At 48.9% G+C, this 16,795-nt stretch carries 15 protein-coding genes; 12 read left to right on the top strand and 3 right to left on the bottom strand.

From position 1 onward, the window contains the following. The first annotated feature begins 165 nt into the window (after positions 1–165). The 4 genes from L4C36_RS21495 (at position 166) to L4C36_RS21510 (ending at position 4,798) form a co-directional block, all read left to right on the top strand. Positions 166–507, top strand: a complete 342-nt coding sequence (locus L4C36_RS21495) for a MaoP family protein (protein WP_428479838.1) — start codon at positions 166–168, stop codon at positions 505–507. A gap of 124 nt (positions 508–631) precedes the next feature. Further along, positions 632–1,660: a glutathione synthase gene (gene gshB, locus L4C36_RS21500; protein ID WP_428479839.1), complete on the top strand. Its 1,029-nt coding sequence runs from the start codon at positions 632–634 to the stop codon at positions 1,658–1,660. Beyond that, complete coding sequence (locus L4C36_RS21505) at positions 1,644–3,626, top strand: flavohemoglobin expression-modulating QEGLA motif protein (protein WP_428479840.1); 1,983 nt, start codon at positions 1,644–1,646, stop codon at positions 3,624–3,626. The genes gshB and L4C36_RS21505 overlap by 17 nt, the downstream gene beginning before the upstream one ends. Positions 3,627–3,766: 140 nt before the next feature. Then, positions 3,767–4,798, top strand: coding sequence for a YdcF family protein (locus L4C36_RS21510; protein ID WP_428479841.1), 1,032 nt, complete (start codon positions 3,767–3,769; stop codon positions 4,796–4,798). Positions 4,799–4,910: 112 nt separating this feature from the next. On the opposite strand, the gene L4C36_RS21515 is transcribed toward L4C36_RS21510, so the two are convergent. Further along, positions 4,911–6,554, bottom strand: coding sequence for a methyl-accepting chemotaxis protein (locus tag L4C36_RS21515; RefSeq protein WP_428479842.1), 1,644 nt, complete (start codon positions 6,552–6,554; stop codon positions 4,911–4,913). A 344-nt stretch (positions 6,555–6,898) separates the two neighbouring features. Between L4C36_RS21515 and L4C36_RS21520 the strand changes: the two genes are divergently transcribed. The 4 genes from L4C36_RS21520 (at position 6,899) to L4C36_RS21535 (ending at position 10,515) form a co-directional block, all read left to right on the top strand. Next, positions 6,899–8,848: a RecQ family ATP-dependent DNA helicase gene (locus tag L4C36_RS21520; RefSeq protein ID WP_428479843.1), complete on the top strand. Its 1,950-nt coding sequence runs from the start codon at positions 6,899–6,901 to the stop codon at positions 8,846–8,848. A 241-nt stretch (positions 8,849–9,089) separates the two neighbouring features. Further along, positions 9,090–9,440, top strand: coding sequence for a DUF3316 domain-containing protein (locus L4C36_RS21525; protein ID WP_428479844.1), 351 nt, complete (start codon positions 9,090–9,092; stop codon positions 9,438–9,440). A gap of 272 nt (positions 9,441–9,712) precedes the next feature. Continuing rightward, a complete protein-coding gene (locus tag L4C36_RS21530) occupies positions 9,713–10,015 on the top strand; it encodes a YfcZ/YiiS family protein (protein ID WP_428479845.1) in 303 nt (100 codons plus the stop codon). A 335-nt stretch (positions 10,016–10,350) separates the two neighbouring features. Beyond that, positions 10,351–10,515, top strand: a complete 165-nt coding sequence (locus tag L4C36_RS21535; protein WP_428479846.1) for a hypothetical protein — start codon at positions 10,351–10,353, stop codon at positions 10,513–10,515. Positions 10,516–10,741: 226 nt separating this feature from the next. Here the strand turns inward: L4C36_RS21535 and L4C36_RS21540 are convergent, their stop codons facing one another. Continuing rightward, entirely contained in the window at positions 10,742–11,422 is a 681-nt protein-coding gene (locus L4C36_RS21540) for a DNA alkylation repair protein (protein WP_428479847.1), read from the bottom strand. Positions 11,423–11,632: 210 nt separating this feature from the next. Between L4C36_RS21540 and L4C36_RS21545 the strand changes: the two genes are divergently transcribed. The 4 genes from L4C36_RS21545 (at position 11,633) to L4C36_RS21560 (ending at position 16,410) form a co-directional block, all read left to right on the top strand. Further along, a complete protein-coding gene (locus tag L4C36_RS21545) occupies positions 11,633–13,000 on the top strand; it encodes a glutamine synthetase family protein (protein ID WP_428479848.1) in 1,368 nt (455 codons plus the stop codon). 9 nt (positions 13,001–13,009) lie between these two features. After that, positions 13,010–14,431, top strand: a complete 1,422-nt coding sequence (locus tag L4C36_RS21550) for an aldehyde dehydrogenase family protein (protein ID WP_428479849.1) — start codon at positions 13,010–13,012, stop codon at positions 14,429–14,431. An 8-nt stretch (positions 14,432–14,439) separates the two neighbouring features. After that, positions 14,440–15,609 (top strand): iron-containing alcohol dehydrogenase, encoded by a 1,170-nt coding sequence (locus L4C36_RS21555; protein ID WP_428479850.1) that lies wholly within the window; start codon positions 14,440–14,442, stop codon positions 15,607–15,609. Between the two features lie 66 nt (positions 15,610–15,675). Continuing rightward, positions 15,676–16,410, top strand: a complete 735-nt coding sequence (locus tag L4C36_RS21560) for a glutamine amidotransferase-related protein (protein ID WP_428479851.1) — start codon at positions 15,676–15,678, stop codon at positions 16,408–16,410. A gap of 21 nt (positions 16,411–16,431) precedes the next feature. Here L4C36_RS21560 and L4C36_RS21565 read toward each other — a convergent pair. Beyond that, positions 16,432–16,795: hypothetical protein (locus L4C36_RS21565; protein WP_428479852.1), on the bottom strand; the 364-nt coding region annotated here is incomplete at its 5' end.

Here is a 16,795-nt window from a genome sequence, read left to right on the forward strand (position 1 = left end):
CAATAACTAAGGAGAATATAAAACCATAATAATACATCTGGAGGAGGACTTACATTAATCAATCCTTGATGAGCATTTTTTATCGTCACGACGAAAAAAATTTGTTTTACAAGAAACCGTCAGTGAAAGAATATCACCGCAAATCTCGTCCGGAAGCATTATTAAATGAGAAGTGTAGGCAAATTTTACGACGATAAAAATTTCCCACGTGGCTTCAACCGTTCTGGTGTATTCACCGTCAGTGAAGCTCAACTGTTAGAAAACTATGGCCGTACTATGCGCGCCCTAACAGACGGGTCATTGGCTCCTCTTACCGAGGTTGAAGCTGAGTTTCTTGCAGAAGTCAGTGGCGAAAAAGACATGCATTCTAGCCTTGCAAAATGCTGGAATAAGTACGTAAGTAAAACCACCAACAAAGTCCGTAGCTATACCCTTTGCCAGTCACAGCGCAAGCAAAATGGGAACTACGACGACGATGATAACGATTCTTCCGATATCGATATCTAAGTAACGGTGCGGACTCTCCGTACGGTTCAAAAAAATTAAGTTATCCGAATAAGCCATCCACGCGAGTGTGATGGCTTACTTCTTTTTCACCCCTGTCGAATATGACAGAAATTAGGCAACTGCTATGAAAATTTGTTTTGTTATGTACCCGTGGGACAAAGTTGAGCCAGAAAACGACTCAACACTACGCATGATTCACGAAGCTGCATCACGTGGTCACACGGTCGCCATTACAACACCGAATAACCTAACAATGCGTCACAGCACTGCGCTGGCATTCTGCCAAGTTTTGAAGCAAGGTGATATTTCTTCAAACATCCCTAGCTTCTACCGCAAAGCCGAATTCAACAGTGCACAGCTACCGCTTGCTGGTTTTGATATTATTTTCATGCGTGCCAACCCGCCGCTAGATACAATGGCGTTGAACTTCTTGGATTCTGTTCGTGATCAAACATTCATCATGAACGACATCGATGGTCTACGTGTAGCAAACAACAAGCTATACACCACCTCGCTGCCTGATCCAAACAACGAGTTCATCCCAGACACACACGTATCTAAGAACCGCGACTACCTACAGCGCGTTCTAGAGGAAAGCACTAACGATCGTATGATCTTGAAGCCATTGAACGGCTACGGCGGCAAGGGCGTTATCCTTATCGAGAAAAGTGCAAAATCAAGCGTAAAATCACTACTCGATTTCTACATCGGTGATGATCAGAACTACGTTATCCTTCAAGACTACATTGAAGGCGCTGAAGAAGGCGACGTACGTATTATGATGCTAAACGGTGAGCCAATTGGTGCGATGCGTCGTGTACCTGCAGAAGGTGACGTGCGTTCAAACATCCATGCTGGTGGCCGTGAAGTGAAGCACGTACTGACCAAAGAAGAGATCCAACTGTGTAAGCACATCGGTCCTAAACTGGTGCGCGATGGTCTGTACTTTGTTGGTCTAGATGTTATCAACGGTAAGCTGGTTGAAGTTAACGTACTAAGCCCAGGTGGCATTACGCGTATCAACCGCCTAAACCGCGTGAAGCTACAAGCTCAAGTACTGGACTTCGCAGAAGGCGTTGTAAAAGCCAAAGAAATCGGCATTACGCGTAAGAACGAATTCCGTCAGGTAATTGCTGATGCTACAGCTTACTGAAAATGAAGTGCTGGAAAAAATCCAGCAACTCATTCCCTTTGAAGCGCAGCTCAATGACGGCAGTCTGACTATTCGCATCAGCGAATACCAGCCGTACATTGCAACAGCGATCCATCATGGTCACCGCCTACGCGGCGACCTGATGCCAAACTGTTTGCTCAATGAAGATGAGCGTTACTTCGAAGAAGATCCGTTTACCGGTGATTTCATCTCCTCGCTGCCTATCGTGCTGCAAGGCGAAGACTCGCGTTATGAGTATGATCTCAACCGCGGGCCGGATAACTGTATCTACGATGAAGCGTGGGGCAAGCCAGTATGGTCTACCCCGCTGACTGACGCTGAGCGTGCCGTTTCACTGGAAAAGCACAACACCTACTACCGCATTCTTGCGTGTCTTATCGACACACTAGAAAGCCACTTTGGTTTGTGTCTGTTGTACGATTTGCATTCGTACAACTACCAACGCATTGAGCGTGACGTGCCCGTGTTCAACTTGGGTACGAAGCAGGTTAACCGTCGTCGCTGGCGCAAAGAAATCGATAGCTTAGTGGCAAAACTCAACAACATTGAGTTGCCAAATATCGATGTCACTGCGCAAGTGAACGATGTGTTCCAAGGTATGGGTTACCAAGCGACCTTCGTGAAGGAACACTTCACCAATACCTTGATCATGCCGCTGGAAGTCAAGAAAGTCTTTATGGACGAAGCCCGTGGGGAAAGTTACCCACTGGTTATCGAGAAAATGAAGGCGGAAATGAAGAACGTATTGACTGAACACGCCGCAGAAACCATTCTGCGCCGTACTAAGGTCAAGAAGTTAACCAGCAGTAACATTCTGGCGTCTAAGCTACCACGTGAAGTGATCAAGCTTGACCGTCAGCTGCATGCCATTGCACGCGGTGTGAATACGCTAAGCTACATCAACCCGCTGAACATCAAGCAGGAAAAACGTCGCTTCTTGCAGCGCCCGCATGACTATCAGCCGAACTTTACGTATCGTCAGCTTGATCTGGATCCGTACAAGTTCCGTGAGCAGCTTTACCGTCTGCCAGTTGAAGATATTCGCGATGCTGACATCCAAAAGATGTACCGCAAAGTGATTGACCAGCTTGCTGTGCGTATCGATTTGCTAACCAGCATTGGTACCGATGAGTTCTTGTACAACTCGCTGCGCTACTACGGCCAGCCAGATCAGCAAGACATCGCCAATGCGAACTTCATTTTGCATGCGTGCGAATATGATGAGCCTGAAGCGGAAACCATTACCGCACAACAAGCGATTCAAGCGTTTAAAGACGCCGCTGACGATTACGGCATTAAATGCAAAATCGCCGGCTCTAAACAGCTAATCGCACGTGCGATGGTGAGTGGCCGCAATATCAAGGTGAACATGGGCGCAAAATTCAATCCAAAAGATTTGAATGCCCTGATCCACCATGAGTTAGGCGTGCACTTGGTGACCAGTGCGAATGCCGAAATGCAGCCACTGAAAGTGCTGCAGCTTGGCTTGCCGGGTAACACCCACACCCAAGAAGGCTTAGCGATTCTTTGTGAGCACCTGTCTGGCAGTTTCCCACTGCACCGCCTGAAAACATTGGCGTTGCGTGTGATTGCCGTAGATATGATGGTGCGTGGTGAGAGCTTTAACGAGACTTACCATGTGCTGAATCATGACTACAAACTCAGCAAAGATGACGCATTCACGATTACAGCCCGTGCATACCGTGGTGGTGGTTTCACAAAAGACTACCTCTACCTAAAAGGGCTGAAAGATGCGTTGCATGCTTATGCAAACGAAGATCTGACATCACTGTTTGTCGGTAAAACCGGTTTTGAGTTCAAACCACTGTTGGATGAACTGATCACCCGTGAAATTCTGAACAAGCCTGCTTTCATGCCGAAAGCGCTTGAGCTGAAAGACAACCACGATCCGATCATCGATTACATGTTGCGCTGCATCAAGTAACGCGGTCTTGATTGCAAAAACGCCGGTGAGGTTATCCTCACCGGCGTTTTTTTATGTCTTCACTTTAGCCCCATCACATTGCGTGTTTATCGGGAATGGGGCATGCTAAACACTGGCTCAGCAATGGAATCGCCCTCGCCATGGAATCCCTGTTTCTGCAACAAGCACTCAACGCATACAACAGCATAAATCGACGCCACTACCCGCTTTATGGTCAATCTGTCACGAATCTTGATGCGGTAAATTTCTATCTCAAGCAAGCACTCACTCTCGCGTCCTCATCACGCCGTACTGACATACTGATCACCTTAGCGAATATGGCGACGTTTCAAGGGAATTTACCGGCAGCCTTCGCCTTATACCACCAAGCCAAAACGCACGCGAATAGCCAACAATTAGAAGACATTCTTTGCTACCAAGTTATGTGGCACAACATAGCAGCGCTCGATTCAAACATATCCTTCGACACGTCATTACACGCCACAAAGGATGCTCGCTTAACATTGCAAGCACACGCGCCACAACGTGCCAATGCATTGGCGCGCGTGATAGATACAGTGATCACGACACTGGGAGCCCCTACCCCCATACCCTCTCTATCCGATATCGCCCCATCCACTCATCATGCATTTGTGATTCTCGGCCATAAGCTAAATCCGGATGGCAGCCTGTCTGATTTACTCACCGCACGCCTCAAAGCAGTATTGGCACTGAAGCAACAGACCCCAAACAGTGCGATTATTGTTACCGGCGGCGTACAACAAGCGGGTGTAACAGAAGCAGAACAGATGTGTGACTGGTTAACGCACCGGTTACCACCTCGTGCCATAGCAGGCACTCTCATTCTGATGGATACTCTGGCGGCAAACACGCTGGAAAACACCCACAACAGCTTAGCCATCGCCACTGACCATGGTATAACGCACCTCACCTTGGTGACGCACGCCAATCATTTACATCGATCATTGATCTTATTTAACAGCATGCAGGGTACACATGCGGCGTCTCCTATCACTATCAATGCCACCAGTGTGGAAAATATACAGGGCGAGAGAGAAGCAGGTAGCATCCTGCCGTCACCCATAGGACAACAACGCATTAACTGTGTGATTGATGCCCTACGAGGATTTGGCCTGTCGGCTTTTCGAGCCAGCCCGTGGGTACAGCAATAAGGGAGACAGCGAGAATGAGCGGTCGATCACATCATGCCTGCCTAGCCATAAAAAAAACCTCCCGAAGGAGGTTTCACTGTCACGCAGGTAACGGCAGATCACCGCAATAAAATTAAATTTTAAATCGACCCACTTGTGCTTGTAACTGCTCACAACGCGTTGCCAGCATCACAAACGCCTGTTCGGTATTATGGATTTGTTCAGCCATCGCTTGGCTCTTATCCGCAATACGTTGCACGTTTTGGTTAATGTCTTCACTCACCTGATTTTGCTGCGTCGCTGCCGTGGCGATCTGCAGGTTCATCTCGTTGATCACCGATATGGACTGACTGATCGCATCCAGTGATGTATTGGCACTGTTCGCCTGCCCGACCGTATTAATGCCACTTTCACGGCTGCTCGCCATTGCGACCACGGCTTCTTTTGCGCCATGCTGCAAACGCTCGATCATGGCTTGAATTTCACCGGTGCTGAGCTGGGTTTTACTGGCCAGAGATCGCACTTCATCTGCGACCACCGCAAAGCCTCTACCTTGTTCACCGGCACGCGCCGCTTCAATGGCCGCATTCAAGGCAAGTAAGTTGGTTTGATCGGCAATGCCACGGATCACATCCAGTATCGAGGCTATATTGCCGACATCGCGTTCCAGTTCACTGATCACTTTACTCGACGCATCAATGTCATCAGCAAGCTGATGAATGGAGCTGACTGCATTGCCGAGTACATTGCGGGCGGTATCTGAATCATCACTCGCACGCTGGCTCGCTTGTGCCGCTTCATTCGCATGCTGACTCACGTTATCGCTGGTCGCACTCATTTCATTCACTGCCGTCGCCACTTGCGCACTTTCTTCATGCTGAGACACCGCATGCATCGCGACACCCTGTGTTTCCTGTTGGATCTGGTCAGTCGCCGTTTGTACCGTGGCCAAGGTGGAGGCCACATCCCCGATGGTTTGGTGAATCGTTCCAACAAATGCATTGAAGGCTTCGCCTAACTGCCCCACTTCATCACGGCTGCTGATATCGACACGCTGCGTGAGATCGCCATCCCCTTGTGCGATATCGTGCATGCTCTCCGACAAACGGCGCAAGGGTGTGATCACCACGCCTGAGATGAACCACGTCGCAATGGCTGAGAGTAAAATGGCGACCACAACGCCGATTTCCAACGCACTCGTGGCCAAGGAAACCTCATCATCAATGGCGACTTGTAATGCTGCGCCATTCCGTTCGATATCATCACGAACCACCATAAATAAATCGAGTAATAAGGCAAAGTCCTGCTCCATTTTTTCACGATTAATTTGATAATATTCTTGCGAAGCAAGAGGGTTATTAACAATATAGACATAGTGTTGAACCCACGTCCCATACTGCTGTTTCACTTGATTAAGCGTGGCTTGTTGTGACGATGAAATTAACCCGTCGTCAATCAACTGTTGAGCTGAGAGTAGACGCCCCAAAGCTTTAGGTTCATTATCAGAGTATAAAAATTGATACTGATCTATCTGCTCTGGATCATTACCCGCAAGCACAATGCCTTGACCTGCTGTTATCATCTGATAAAGGTCACGGTATCCATCATCCATTTCAACTAAAACGGGTTCAATCTGATCATTCAATATCGTATTAGTACGGATCTGATCTTTAAAGACCACTGTGACCAATGCAAACAAGCTCGAAAAAATCGCCACAACGATCAAAACCGGTACAGCAAACTTACTGCGAAAACTGAGGTTATGAAACCACAACATATACTTCCTTATAAATCATATGGCTAGTTGCCAATTGTTATGTATGCGTGGTGATTTTCCCGCATATTAAAGGCACTATCAAAAGCGGATATAAAAAGGGTTACCGTACACCCGTTGGTACAAAACTTTTTATGGCTTTTGATGCATAAGTGACACATGGAAACCGTGAGGTATTCCATTAATACGGTATCACTCGGCGTTATATTATTTCCCATGTGTTATTGCTCTCAATATTCCCTATCACATAACATGTCTTCTCCGAGGATCAGATTCATACGGTCGTAGGTGATCGTGACAATTTTCGCTATCATCCTTTCTTACTGACTTCTTAACGCGACGTGTCTATGTATCTACAGAACCTGCAACACTACTTTGGCTTTGATTCTCTGCGCCCTGGGCAAAATGACGTAATCCAACATGTCATCAATGGGCACTCTACCGCGGCAATTTTCCCTACCGGATCGGGTAAATCTCTGTGTTACCAGTTACCGGCGCTGCAATTGCCGCATTTAACCTTGGTGATTTCGCCACTGCTGGCCTTAATGAAAGATCAGTTGGATTTTCTCCACAGCAAAGGGATTGCGGCAGCCTCTATCGACTCCAGCCAAACGTGGGAAGAAAGCCAGCAAGTGATGCAAGGGGTCAGAAGTGGACAAATCAAAATCTTGATGATTTCTGTCGAACGCCTGAACAACGAGCGTTTTCGTCATTTCATCGGCCAAGTGCCGATTTCTCTGCTCGTGGTGGATGAAGCACACTGTATTTCAGAATGGGGACACAATTTCCGTCCGGATTACCTTAAGCTGCCTCAATACCGCGCTATGCTGAACATTCCGCAAGTGTTACTGCTGACCGCCACCGCGACACCGGCGGTTATCGAAGACATGCGCAATAAATTTGCCATTGCGCCAGAACATGTCGTGATCACCGGATTTTACCGCCATAATTTGGATCTCGCCATTGTGCCTACGCCGCTGGCAGAGAAACAGCAAACACTGCTTCAGCAGTTAACCCAATCCGCATCACCTAAGCCCACGATTGTGTATGTCACGCTACAAAAAACGGCAGAAGACGTGGCGCAATGGCTCAGCCAACAAGGCTATGCCGCACAAGCATATCACGCGGGAATGGACAGCGAACAACGTCAACGCATTCAGCGCGATTTCATGGCGGGTCAACATCATTGCATTATCGCAACCATCGCTTTTGGCATGGGGATCGACAAATCAGACATTCGTCAGGTGATCCACTTTGATCTGCCTAAATCGATTGAAAATTATAGTCAGGAAATTGGACGTGCTGGCCGTGATGGTCAACCTGCTAACTGTATTTTGTTAGGTAATCAATCCGGCCTGAATGTGCTGGAAAACTTTGTCTATGGCGACACACCGGATCAATCTGCGATTGCGCACCTGCTTACGCAAATCTTACTACAGGCGCACGCCCAACAAGGGGAACAAGGCACTCCGCAATGGGAGGTGATCCTGCTACGCTTGTCTAAAGACACGAATATTCGCATGCTGCCGCTAAAAACCCTGCTGGTGTATCTGGAAATGGCAAACATCATCGAGCCACAGTACACCTATTTTGCTGACTACCGCTTCAAGTTAGAGCAAGATCAGGCCTTCATTTTGGGGCACTTCCAAGGTGAACGCCGCGACTTCGTTCAACATGTGTTTAACTGCTCAGCCAAAGCCCGAACCTGGTATACGGTCGATTTTGATGCGTTATGGCAAGTGGCGCATGCCGAACGTAAACGTGTAGTGGCCGCGCTCGACTATTTTGCCGAAAAAGGCTGGATCACGCTTGAAAGCAAGCAAATGACGGATGTTTACCGTATTAGCCGTACCGACTTTGATGCCGACGCAGAAGCACAACGCCTGTACCAGCTTTTTGCGACCAAAGAACAGAGTGAAGTCCACCGTTTAAACGAGATGCTGGCCTTCTTTGAAAGTGAACAATGCCTCAGCCATCGTCTTGCGCACTATTTTGCCGATCACAATGCGCCCGCGCAATGTGGTCATTGTTCGGTATGCCGTGGACACATTGCTGTATTGCCTCAAGAAACAACCCCGGCCGCCATTTCCGATAACATGCTCAAAGCATGGGTGGATCCGTTTATTAGCACCTGCCCGTCATCGCCTTCTGCAGCAGCGATCACCCGCTTTTTGTGTGGTATGAACAGTCCACTGCATACGCAAATCAAAGCCCGTCAGCTTTCTGGGTTTGGTAAAATGGAGCTATACCCTTTCCAAGCCACCCTTACACAAATTACCCAGCTTTACGCGATGTAAACGCGGGTAACACAGATAACAACGCGGGGGATTTCCCCGCGTTCAGCTTTTCCTCTCATTCCCTCTGCCCTCATCCTCCCTTACCTTCTTTCTTCCTCCCTTCTGCACTCGTCAGATTTTTTTCGCAATAAAAATCCCAAACCGTGAAAGATCCGCCACAAGCACAGGTCTACTATAGCAATACTGATAAAACCATTAATAACCACACCGTAAACACAGTGATAGACACGAGGAAGCCATAATGAAAACGCTACTTCTATCGGTAATAATGTTGAGCTGCAGTACGGCATCTTATGCCTTTACCCGTGAAAATACCCAAGCCAGTCAGTACATTAATGCCGGTGTCAGTGATTCGCGCGAAGCGGCTTACCGCCAAGGACAAACGCTGGTGAACAACCTGAACAGTGAATCACCCCGCAAACTCAAACGCACACTCGGGATTTACGAGTATGGTCTCAAAACCAACTCGCTCACCGTCGACAATTCACACATTCAAGTGGATGAATTTGCCAATGCAAAAGGTGAGGTGAAATACCGCGCCATTGTAAATGTAAACTATAGCTACGACACATTTGAATCGGACAATCGTTAGGACTGTTGTTAAGGCCATTGTTAGGAAAGTGGCGCTATCAGAAACGCGTTAAAAAAGACGCCTCAGCACGATAAATCTGAAGCGGTATGGCATGATGAAAAGTTGCGCATTTATGCTGGCTTTGTGCACTTTTCTCGATTTGTCATATGAAATCTTTATTCAACCGTAGCGATCTTGGTCACAACGTTTTAGAATGGCGCTATATCCCCAAGTAACCTCAATCATCGTGTTGATATAACTTGGCATAAACATAATGAAGATAGAGTGAAGCCATGACTACTAACAACGAGCAAGAATTCCAACCCTGCGAAGCCTGTGGCGTATCAGCTGAAATGGGCTTTATCATCAAAGAAGGTGATGATGTTGCGGAAGTACAAGTATTTGCCAACAATAAAGCAGCCCTAGAAGGTGAACTGGCGAATTACTTGGCATTAGCGAAAGAAGTCAATGCAAACTTCAAGTATGACGTAACGCCGCTAACTGACGACAGCACAGAGCTGACTGCTCGCATCCAGTTTGAGTGCAGCGCTGAAAAACTGATCTATGAGCTAAAAACACGCTCACTGATTCGCTAATCGATTCAGCCTATTGCTTGTGGCACCATGCTCCATCATTGTGCCCGTCGCGAAGCCAATACATGCTCTGTATTGGCTTTTCTTTTTTCTGCACTCTTTTCTTTCTGCACTCTGCCTCTGCTTTCACTCCCGTCACTCTTTTGCCATCCCCCTTTATTCCCCCGTACTCTGACACTGCATTTCCTTAACAAAACAGATAAACTCAGCACATTTTTCATACCCAATGCGAATTTTTTAGTGGCAATTCCGTTCTTTTTGTATAAAAATAAAGCGTAAATATGAGTCACCGAGCACATGATGCCTGATTGCATCATGCATGAATAAGGATAAGTTCAATGAAAAGTAATAAAGCAAGAGTGATTTCCAACTGGAAGCCGAGCAACGAACGTGAATCGGCGGCATTACGCGAGTTTTTAATGCAAGAAATGGGCGCCACGACACCCCATCATCAAGGGGGCACCGGCAAGTTGGCACCCGATTCGGGTCGACTCATTCGCTAACGATGGCAGGTTTGCCGCACTCTGTGCAGCCACACACTGCGGTCCTTAATGTCACCTAACACCCTCGCGTTCCACCTTCTGATGTAAGCAGCCAATCTTGTTCCCCATGATTGGCTGTTTTGTTATTAGTTTTTGTTACCAGTTTTGTGATGCGCTTTTTTCTGTGACGTTTTTACCGCCCACCAATGACTATTCTAACCGTGCTTTCACGCCCCAAGTCCCCGCATCACAAAATATGCTTCAAGGCTTCCCGTCGACTTAACGGCGATAATACCGCGTGATGCGCCTCAACAAACCCACGCACATACGTTGGATCCGTCTTCGCGTATTCTCGTAATACCCAGCCTATCGCTTTTTGAATGAAAAATTCTGACTCATGCGCCAATAACAAAATGGTTTCTTCCAGCAGCGGCACATTGGTTTGCGATTTGTGCTTTAAATGTGCCAATAACGATGCGCGGCGTAACCACATATTGTCATCTTCACGCCATGCCACCAGCACAGAGGCCAGATCGGGATGGGCTAAAACAAGTGGGCCAATCAGGTTTGAAGCGAGTTTATCCACCGTATCCCAATGGGACGCCGTGCTCAGCATTTCTTCATAGATCGCAAAGGCGTCACGGGTTCGAAACGCGCGATAGTATTCCGCTACATCCATTGCTAAATACTGTTCTTCACGGTTTTCACCTGACCACAGCCAAAGCACTAAGCGTTGATATTCAATAAACGACGTGATCTTGGTGTGCGCCCTCGCCTGACGAAAAATGGCTTTTCGCTGCGGCATTTTTACCCCATAAAACGGTTGGTCCGTTTTCATGTAGGCTTGCATGGCTTTTGCGGTATCGGCATCTCCGGCTTCTGCCATGCGTTGCTGCATGAATATCACCATCGGAATAACAAGTGACATCAATAACTTCCTTTTACTTATATTTTTGAGCATTGGAGCACAGTTTTATAGGCAATGCTATCGAAGAAACCGCGCACCGTCACACAACGGCAGTGTCGCAATGCAGTTGACGAATACCGCCACGCTTCCTACGTTTATTGTTAATAATAAAAAAATCCTATTGGTTTACGTGAGTTGGCTTTCCCTTCTCACAAGCAAGGATAGCAAGGTATGGATCCAAGAGACGTAACCACCATTGATGACGCCAAACGCATTGTTGATGCCCGCCAACTGAGCCACGTTAAAGTCGGACTGTTTGATAACGACGGTGTGATGCGTGGGAAATACATGTCCAAAGCCAAATTTTTCTCGTCACTCGATAAAGGGTTTTCCTTTTGTGATGTGGTATTGGGGTGGGATGTGAAAGATCAGCTCTATGACAACGCCCGCTATACCGGTTGGCACACGGGTTATCCTGATGCCCCAGTGCGCATTGTGCCATCCAGCTGCCGTGATGTGCTCGACGAAGAAGGCATGCTGTTGTTCATCGCAGAGTTTGCTGGCGAAGCAGAAACCGTGTGTCCTCGCGGGGTATTACGGCGGGTGATCGCCAAAGCGCATCAGATGGGATTCTTGCCTCAGGCCGCTTTTGAGTATGAGTTCTTTTTGTTCAATGAAACCCCGCACTCGGTCCGCGAAAAAGGGTTCCGCGATTTGGAGACCGTGACACCGGATTGGTTCGGTTATTCCATGATCCGAAATTCCACCCATGCCGCGTTGTATCAGCGCATACTCGCCATGAGCGAATCCATGGATTTCCCACTTGAAAGTATTCACTCTGAAACCGGTCCTGGCGTCATTGAAGCCGCACTGAGTGTGGATAGCGCCGCGCACGCCGCCGACAAAGCGGCCTTGTTTAAAACCTACATGAAAGTGCTGGCACAAAAACACGATTTAATGGCGACCTTCATGGCCAAGTGGAGTAACGCCTACCCCGGCCAAAGTGGTCACATTCACTTGTCCCTTCAACACAATGACGGTACCAGTGCGTTTTTCGCCCCTGATAGCCCACATGGTATAAGTGCACACCAGCGGCACTTCCTGGCGGGTCAGCAACGGTTAATGCCCGAATTATTGGCCATGGTGGCGCCATCCATCAACAGTTATCGCCGTATGATCCCGGGGTATTGGGCCCCTACCGATGCCACATGGGGCATTGAAAACCGCACCACCGCATTACGCGTGATCCCCGGAAGTGCCAGCAGCCAACGGGTTGAATACCGTATCGGTGCGGCTGATGCCAATCCCTACCTCGCTCTGGCTGCCGCGTTGGGATCGGGGCTGATCGGCATCGAACAAGGCTTGGAGCCTCATGCCCCTGTCGAAGGCAATGCCTACAGCCAACCGCATGCCCAAGAGCTCGCCTTACCCCGCACCCTGTGGGATGCCACCCAATGCTTTAAACAATCATCAGTCGCACACCAACTTTTCGGCACCGCCTTTGTCGAGCATTTTGCCGCGTCCCGAGAATGGGAAGAACAAGAATGCCGCAAACACGTCTCCGATTGGGAATTGAGTCGCTATTTTGAAATCATCTAGGGGGTCACCATGCGCAGTTCCGCCGCCTTTCATCAAAGTGCCAGTAAAACGATTCAGAATACCGTCTCACCCGTTGATGGCCGCGTTGTCGCTTCCGTCACGTTAGCCGATTTTCATGACATGGACCGCACCTTAGACATCGCTAACCAAGCACAACGCACATGGCGACAAATGCCGTTAGCCGACAGAAAACGTTATTGCTTACACGCCATTGAATCCTTACTCAGTCATACCCCCAGTATTGCCAAAGAATTATCGTGGATGATGGGACGCCCTATCCGCCACGCCAGCAGTGAATTGCGCGGTGTCGAAGAGCGCGCACTGGCAATGATTGAGATGAGCGAGCACGCACTTGCCTCTTACCATTTACCGGACAAAACCGGCTTTACCCGTTTCATCACACGAGAACCGCTGGGCACCGTCTTGGTGATCGCCCCGTGGAACTATCCGTACCTCACCGCCATCAATTCCGTGATACCCGCGCTATTGGCGGGCAACAGCGTGATCCTCAAACCGTCATCACAAACCCCATTAACCGCCCTGCGCTTACAACAGGCGTTTAATGACGCGCGCTTGCCTGCGGGCGTCTTTCAACACTTGTATCTGAACCATAAAAACACCGCCACCTTGATTGCCAGTGAACGCCTGCATCATGTGGTGTTTACCGGCTCTGAAGCAGGCGGCGTCGCCGTTGAAAAAGCCGCAGCCGGCCATTTCCACACCTTGGGGCTCGAACTGGGCGGCAAAGATCCGGCATATGTCTGCGCCGATGCCAACCTCGACCATGCGGTCAAGACCGTAGTGGATGGCGCACTCTATAACGCTGGTCAATCCTGCTGTGGGATCGAACGGGTCTATGTCGATGCCGCCATTCATGATCAGTTTGTGGACAAGGTGACCGCAATGGTCAACCGCTACCGCCTGAACAACCCACTCGATGAATACACGACCCTCGGCCCCATGGTCAGCGCCCCAGCCGCTGATAAAGTTCGCCTTCAACTGCGAGAAGCCATTGCCATGGGGGCGACAGCACACATTGTTGAGTCAAACTTTCCGCTAAGCCGTGACGGCACCCCGTATTTGGCCCCGCAGGTACTGACACAGGTTAACCACAAAATGCGCATCATGCGGGAAGAAACCTTTGGCCCGGTGATCCCCATACAAAAAGTCGACTATTGTGATGAAGCCATCGCCTTAATGAACGACAGCCCTTATGGGTTAACCGCTAGCGTGTTCACCCGCGATGCCGCATTAGCCATGAAAATTGGCAATCTCATGGACTGCGGCACCTTTTTCGTCAATCGGTGTGATTATCTCGATCCCGGTTTAGCGTGGGTCGGTACCAAACGCTCAGGTAAAGGCTATGCTTTGTCACACATGGGGTTTGAAACCTTAACCCGCCCCAAATCTTTCCATATTAAACACGCATAAGGGACGGTATGAGCGTTATGCATTGGCACTTCCCCACCCAGATTGCCGTGGGTGAACACACTAGCCAGCAACTACCGGATTACTGCCAACAGGCAGGCATCCAAACCCCTTTTTTTGTCGTCGATCCCCAATTATTGACGACCACCTCGGTGCAAGCCCTGCTGGCTCCCTTTCAGCCACCAATACACAGCGTTTTCAGTCACTTTAGCGGAGAACCGACCGACGGCCACCTCACGGATGCGGTAACGGCTTGCCGCGCCCATCACCATGATGGTCTGATCGCAATCGGAGGCGGTTCTGCGATGGATATAGCCAAAGCTGTTGCTCTGCTCGCCCCACAGTCGTGTGATTTACCCGCCGGTTTATGGGACTTTGAAGACGGCGCTTACGATCCCGCGCAACATCGACTGATCCCTCTGTTGCCCGCCATCGCGTTACCGACTACCGCAGGAACGGGCTCAGAGGTGGGACGTTCGGCAGTGATCACCGATAGCCGTAACCAACAAAAACGGATCATTTTTCATCCCGATATGCTGCCCCGTTTCGTTTTATTGGATCCAACCCTAACGCTTTCTTTACCGCCTCACTTAACTGCCGCAACGGGCATGGATGCACTTTCACATAACCTTGAAGCCTATTGCAGCGGCGCGTATCACCCCATGGCAGAAGCCATCGCCTTAGAGGGAATGCGGCTTATCCAGCACAACTTGCCTGTCGCTTATCATGACAGTGAACATATGCAGGCTCGAACACAAATGTTAATTGCCGCCAGCATGGGGGCCACCGCCTTCCAAAAAGGCTTGGGGGCCATGCACGCCTTAGCCCACACGTTAGGGGCAACACATCATCTGCACCATGGCCTGCTCAATGCGGTGCTCATGCCGTATGTACTGTGCGCCAACCACCGCTATTTACATGAAAAGATGCAGCGCCTTGCCCGTTATCTGGATTTGCCGGAGCAAGACTTCACCGGGGTACTCACTTGGGTTTTGGATTTACGTGCACAACTGGGGATCCCACATACACTGGCAGATCTCGGGCTCAGTGCGTTGGACACGGCAGCACTAGGCGAGATGGCACATCACGATCCGGCCGCGGTGGGGAATCCTCGGCATTTCACGTCCGAGCAATACCGAGACATTCTTGAATATGCCCAACGCGGCACGCTCGATCTGTAGTCGTGAACTGAAAAACGAGCAGATGAAACAGGCAGAAACAATAAGTGGGCAACCGAAAGAGGCAGTATGAAACTCGGTATTTTGTTGTGTGATGATGTCCGTGAACCGCTACAAGCCCGCCATGGCAACTACCCTGATATGTTCACGTGCTTGTTTGAACACGTCGACAGCAGTATTTGCTTGCAGTTTTATCGGGTGATCGACGGGCAGTATCCCCAATCTCTCGATGAATGTGATGCCTATCTGATCAGTGGCAGCCGCTACAGCGTGTATGACACGTCACGTTGGATCATGACATTCACCGCATTTATCCAGCGCCTATATCAACAACATATCCCACTGATTGGCATCTGCTTTGGCCATCAAATGCTGGCATGGGCGCTCGGCGGCGAGGTGGCCCGCGCTGACAAAGGTTGGGGGATCGGCGTTCATTCAGCCACCTTCGAACCCCACGTACTCACCCTGCATAGCTGGTTGCCTGACACGCTAGACAAGTACGCCCTGATCGTCAGCCATCAGGATCAAATTCTCACCCTGCCGCCACACAGCACTGTGTTGGCAGGCAGTGCCTTTTGTCCCACCGCCATGCTATTAGTCGGCGATCATTGTCTCGGCATACAAGGACACCCGGAATACACCCCGCACTACAGCCAAGATCTCATTACGCTGCGTCACACCCTTTTTCCGGAGAAAACCGCCAACAATGCGCTCAATTCATTATTGGCACATACACATCATATTGAAATGACGGAAACCATCGTGAGTTTTATTAAATCGCGATTGATACTTAAACAGCATTAATGGGGTTATAACGGAATGTATTTATGGGCAATTCATCAATTCTTCCGTGACGGTTAATTCCCATAGCCCCACGCCTTCAAATAATTGTTCAATTTGCTCTCTGTTTAGGCTTATCGAACATTTATCATTGGATATGACTATTGCCCTTAAAAACGAATCAACTTCTTCTTTTGAAAAGAATTTCGGATCATAAAACCACCCGTCTTCATCACCTGGTGACAACGTAAAATTCATCTCTTGATACTCTGATGAATCAATGGAGAACTTGCCTTTAAAGGCTATTTCTTTATCTGTATGATTCACAATCATCACTAAATTAGGTGATGTGCATCCTGACAAAAAAAACAATGACATTATAAATACTATTTTTATCATTATCTTATCC

The sequence above is a fragment of the Photobacterium japonica genome (genome assembly GCF_050337005.1).
GTDB classification, from domain to species: Bacteria; Pseudomonadota; Gammaproteobacteria; order Enterobacterales; family Vibrionaceae; genus Photobacterium; species Photobacterium japonica.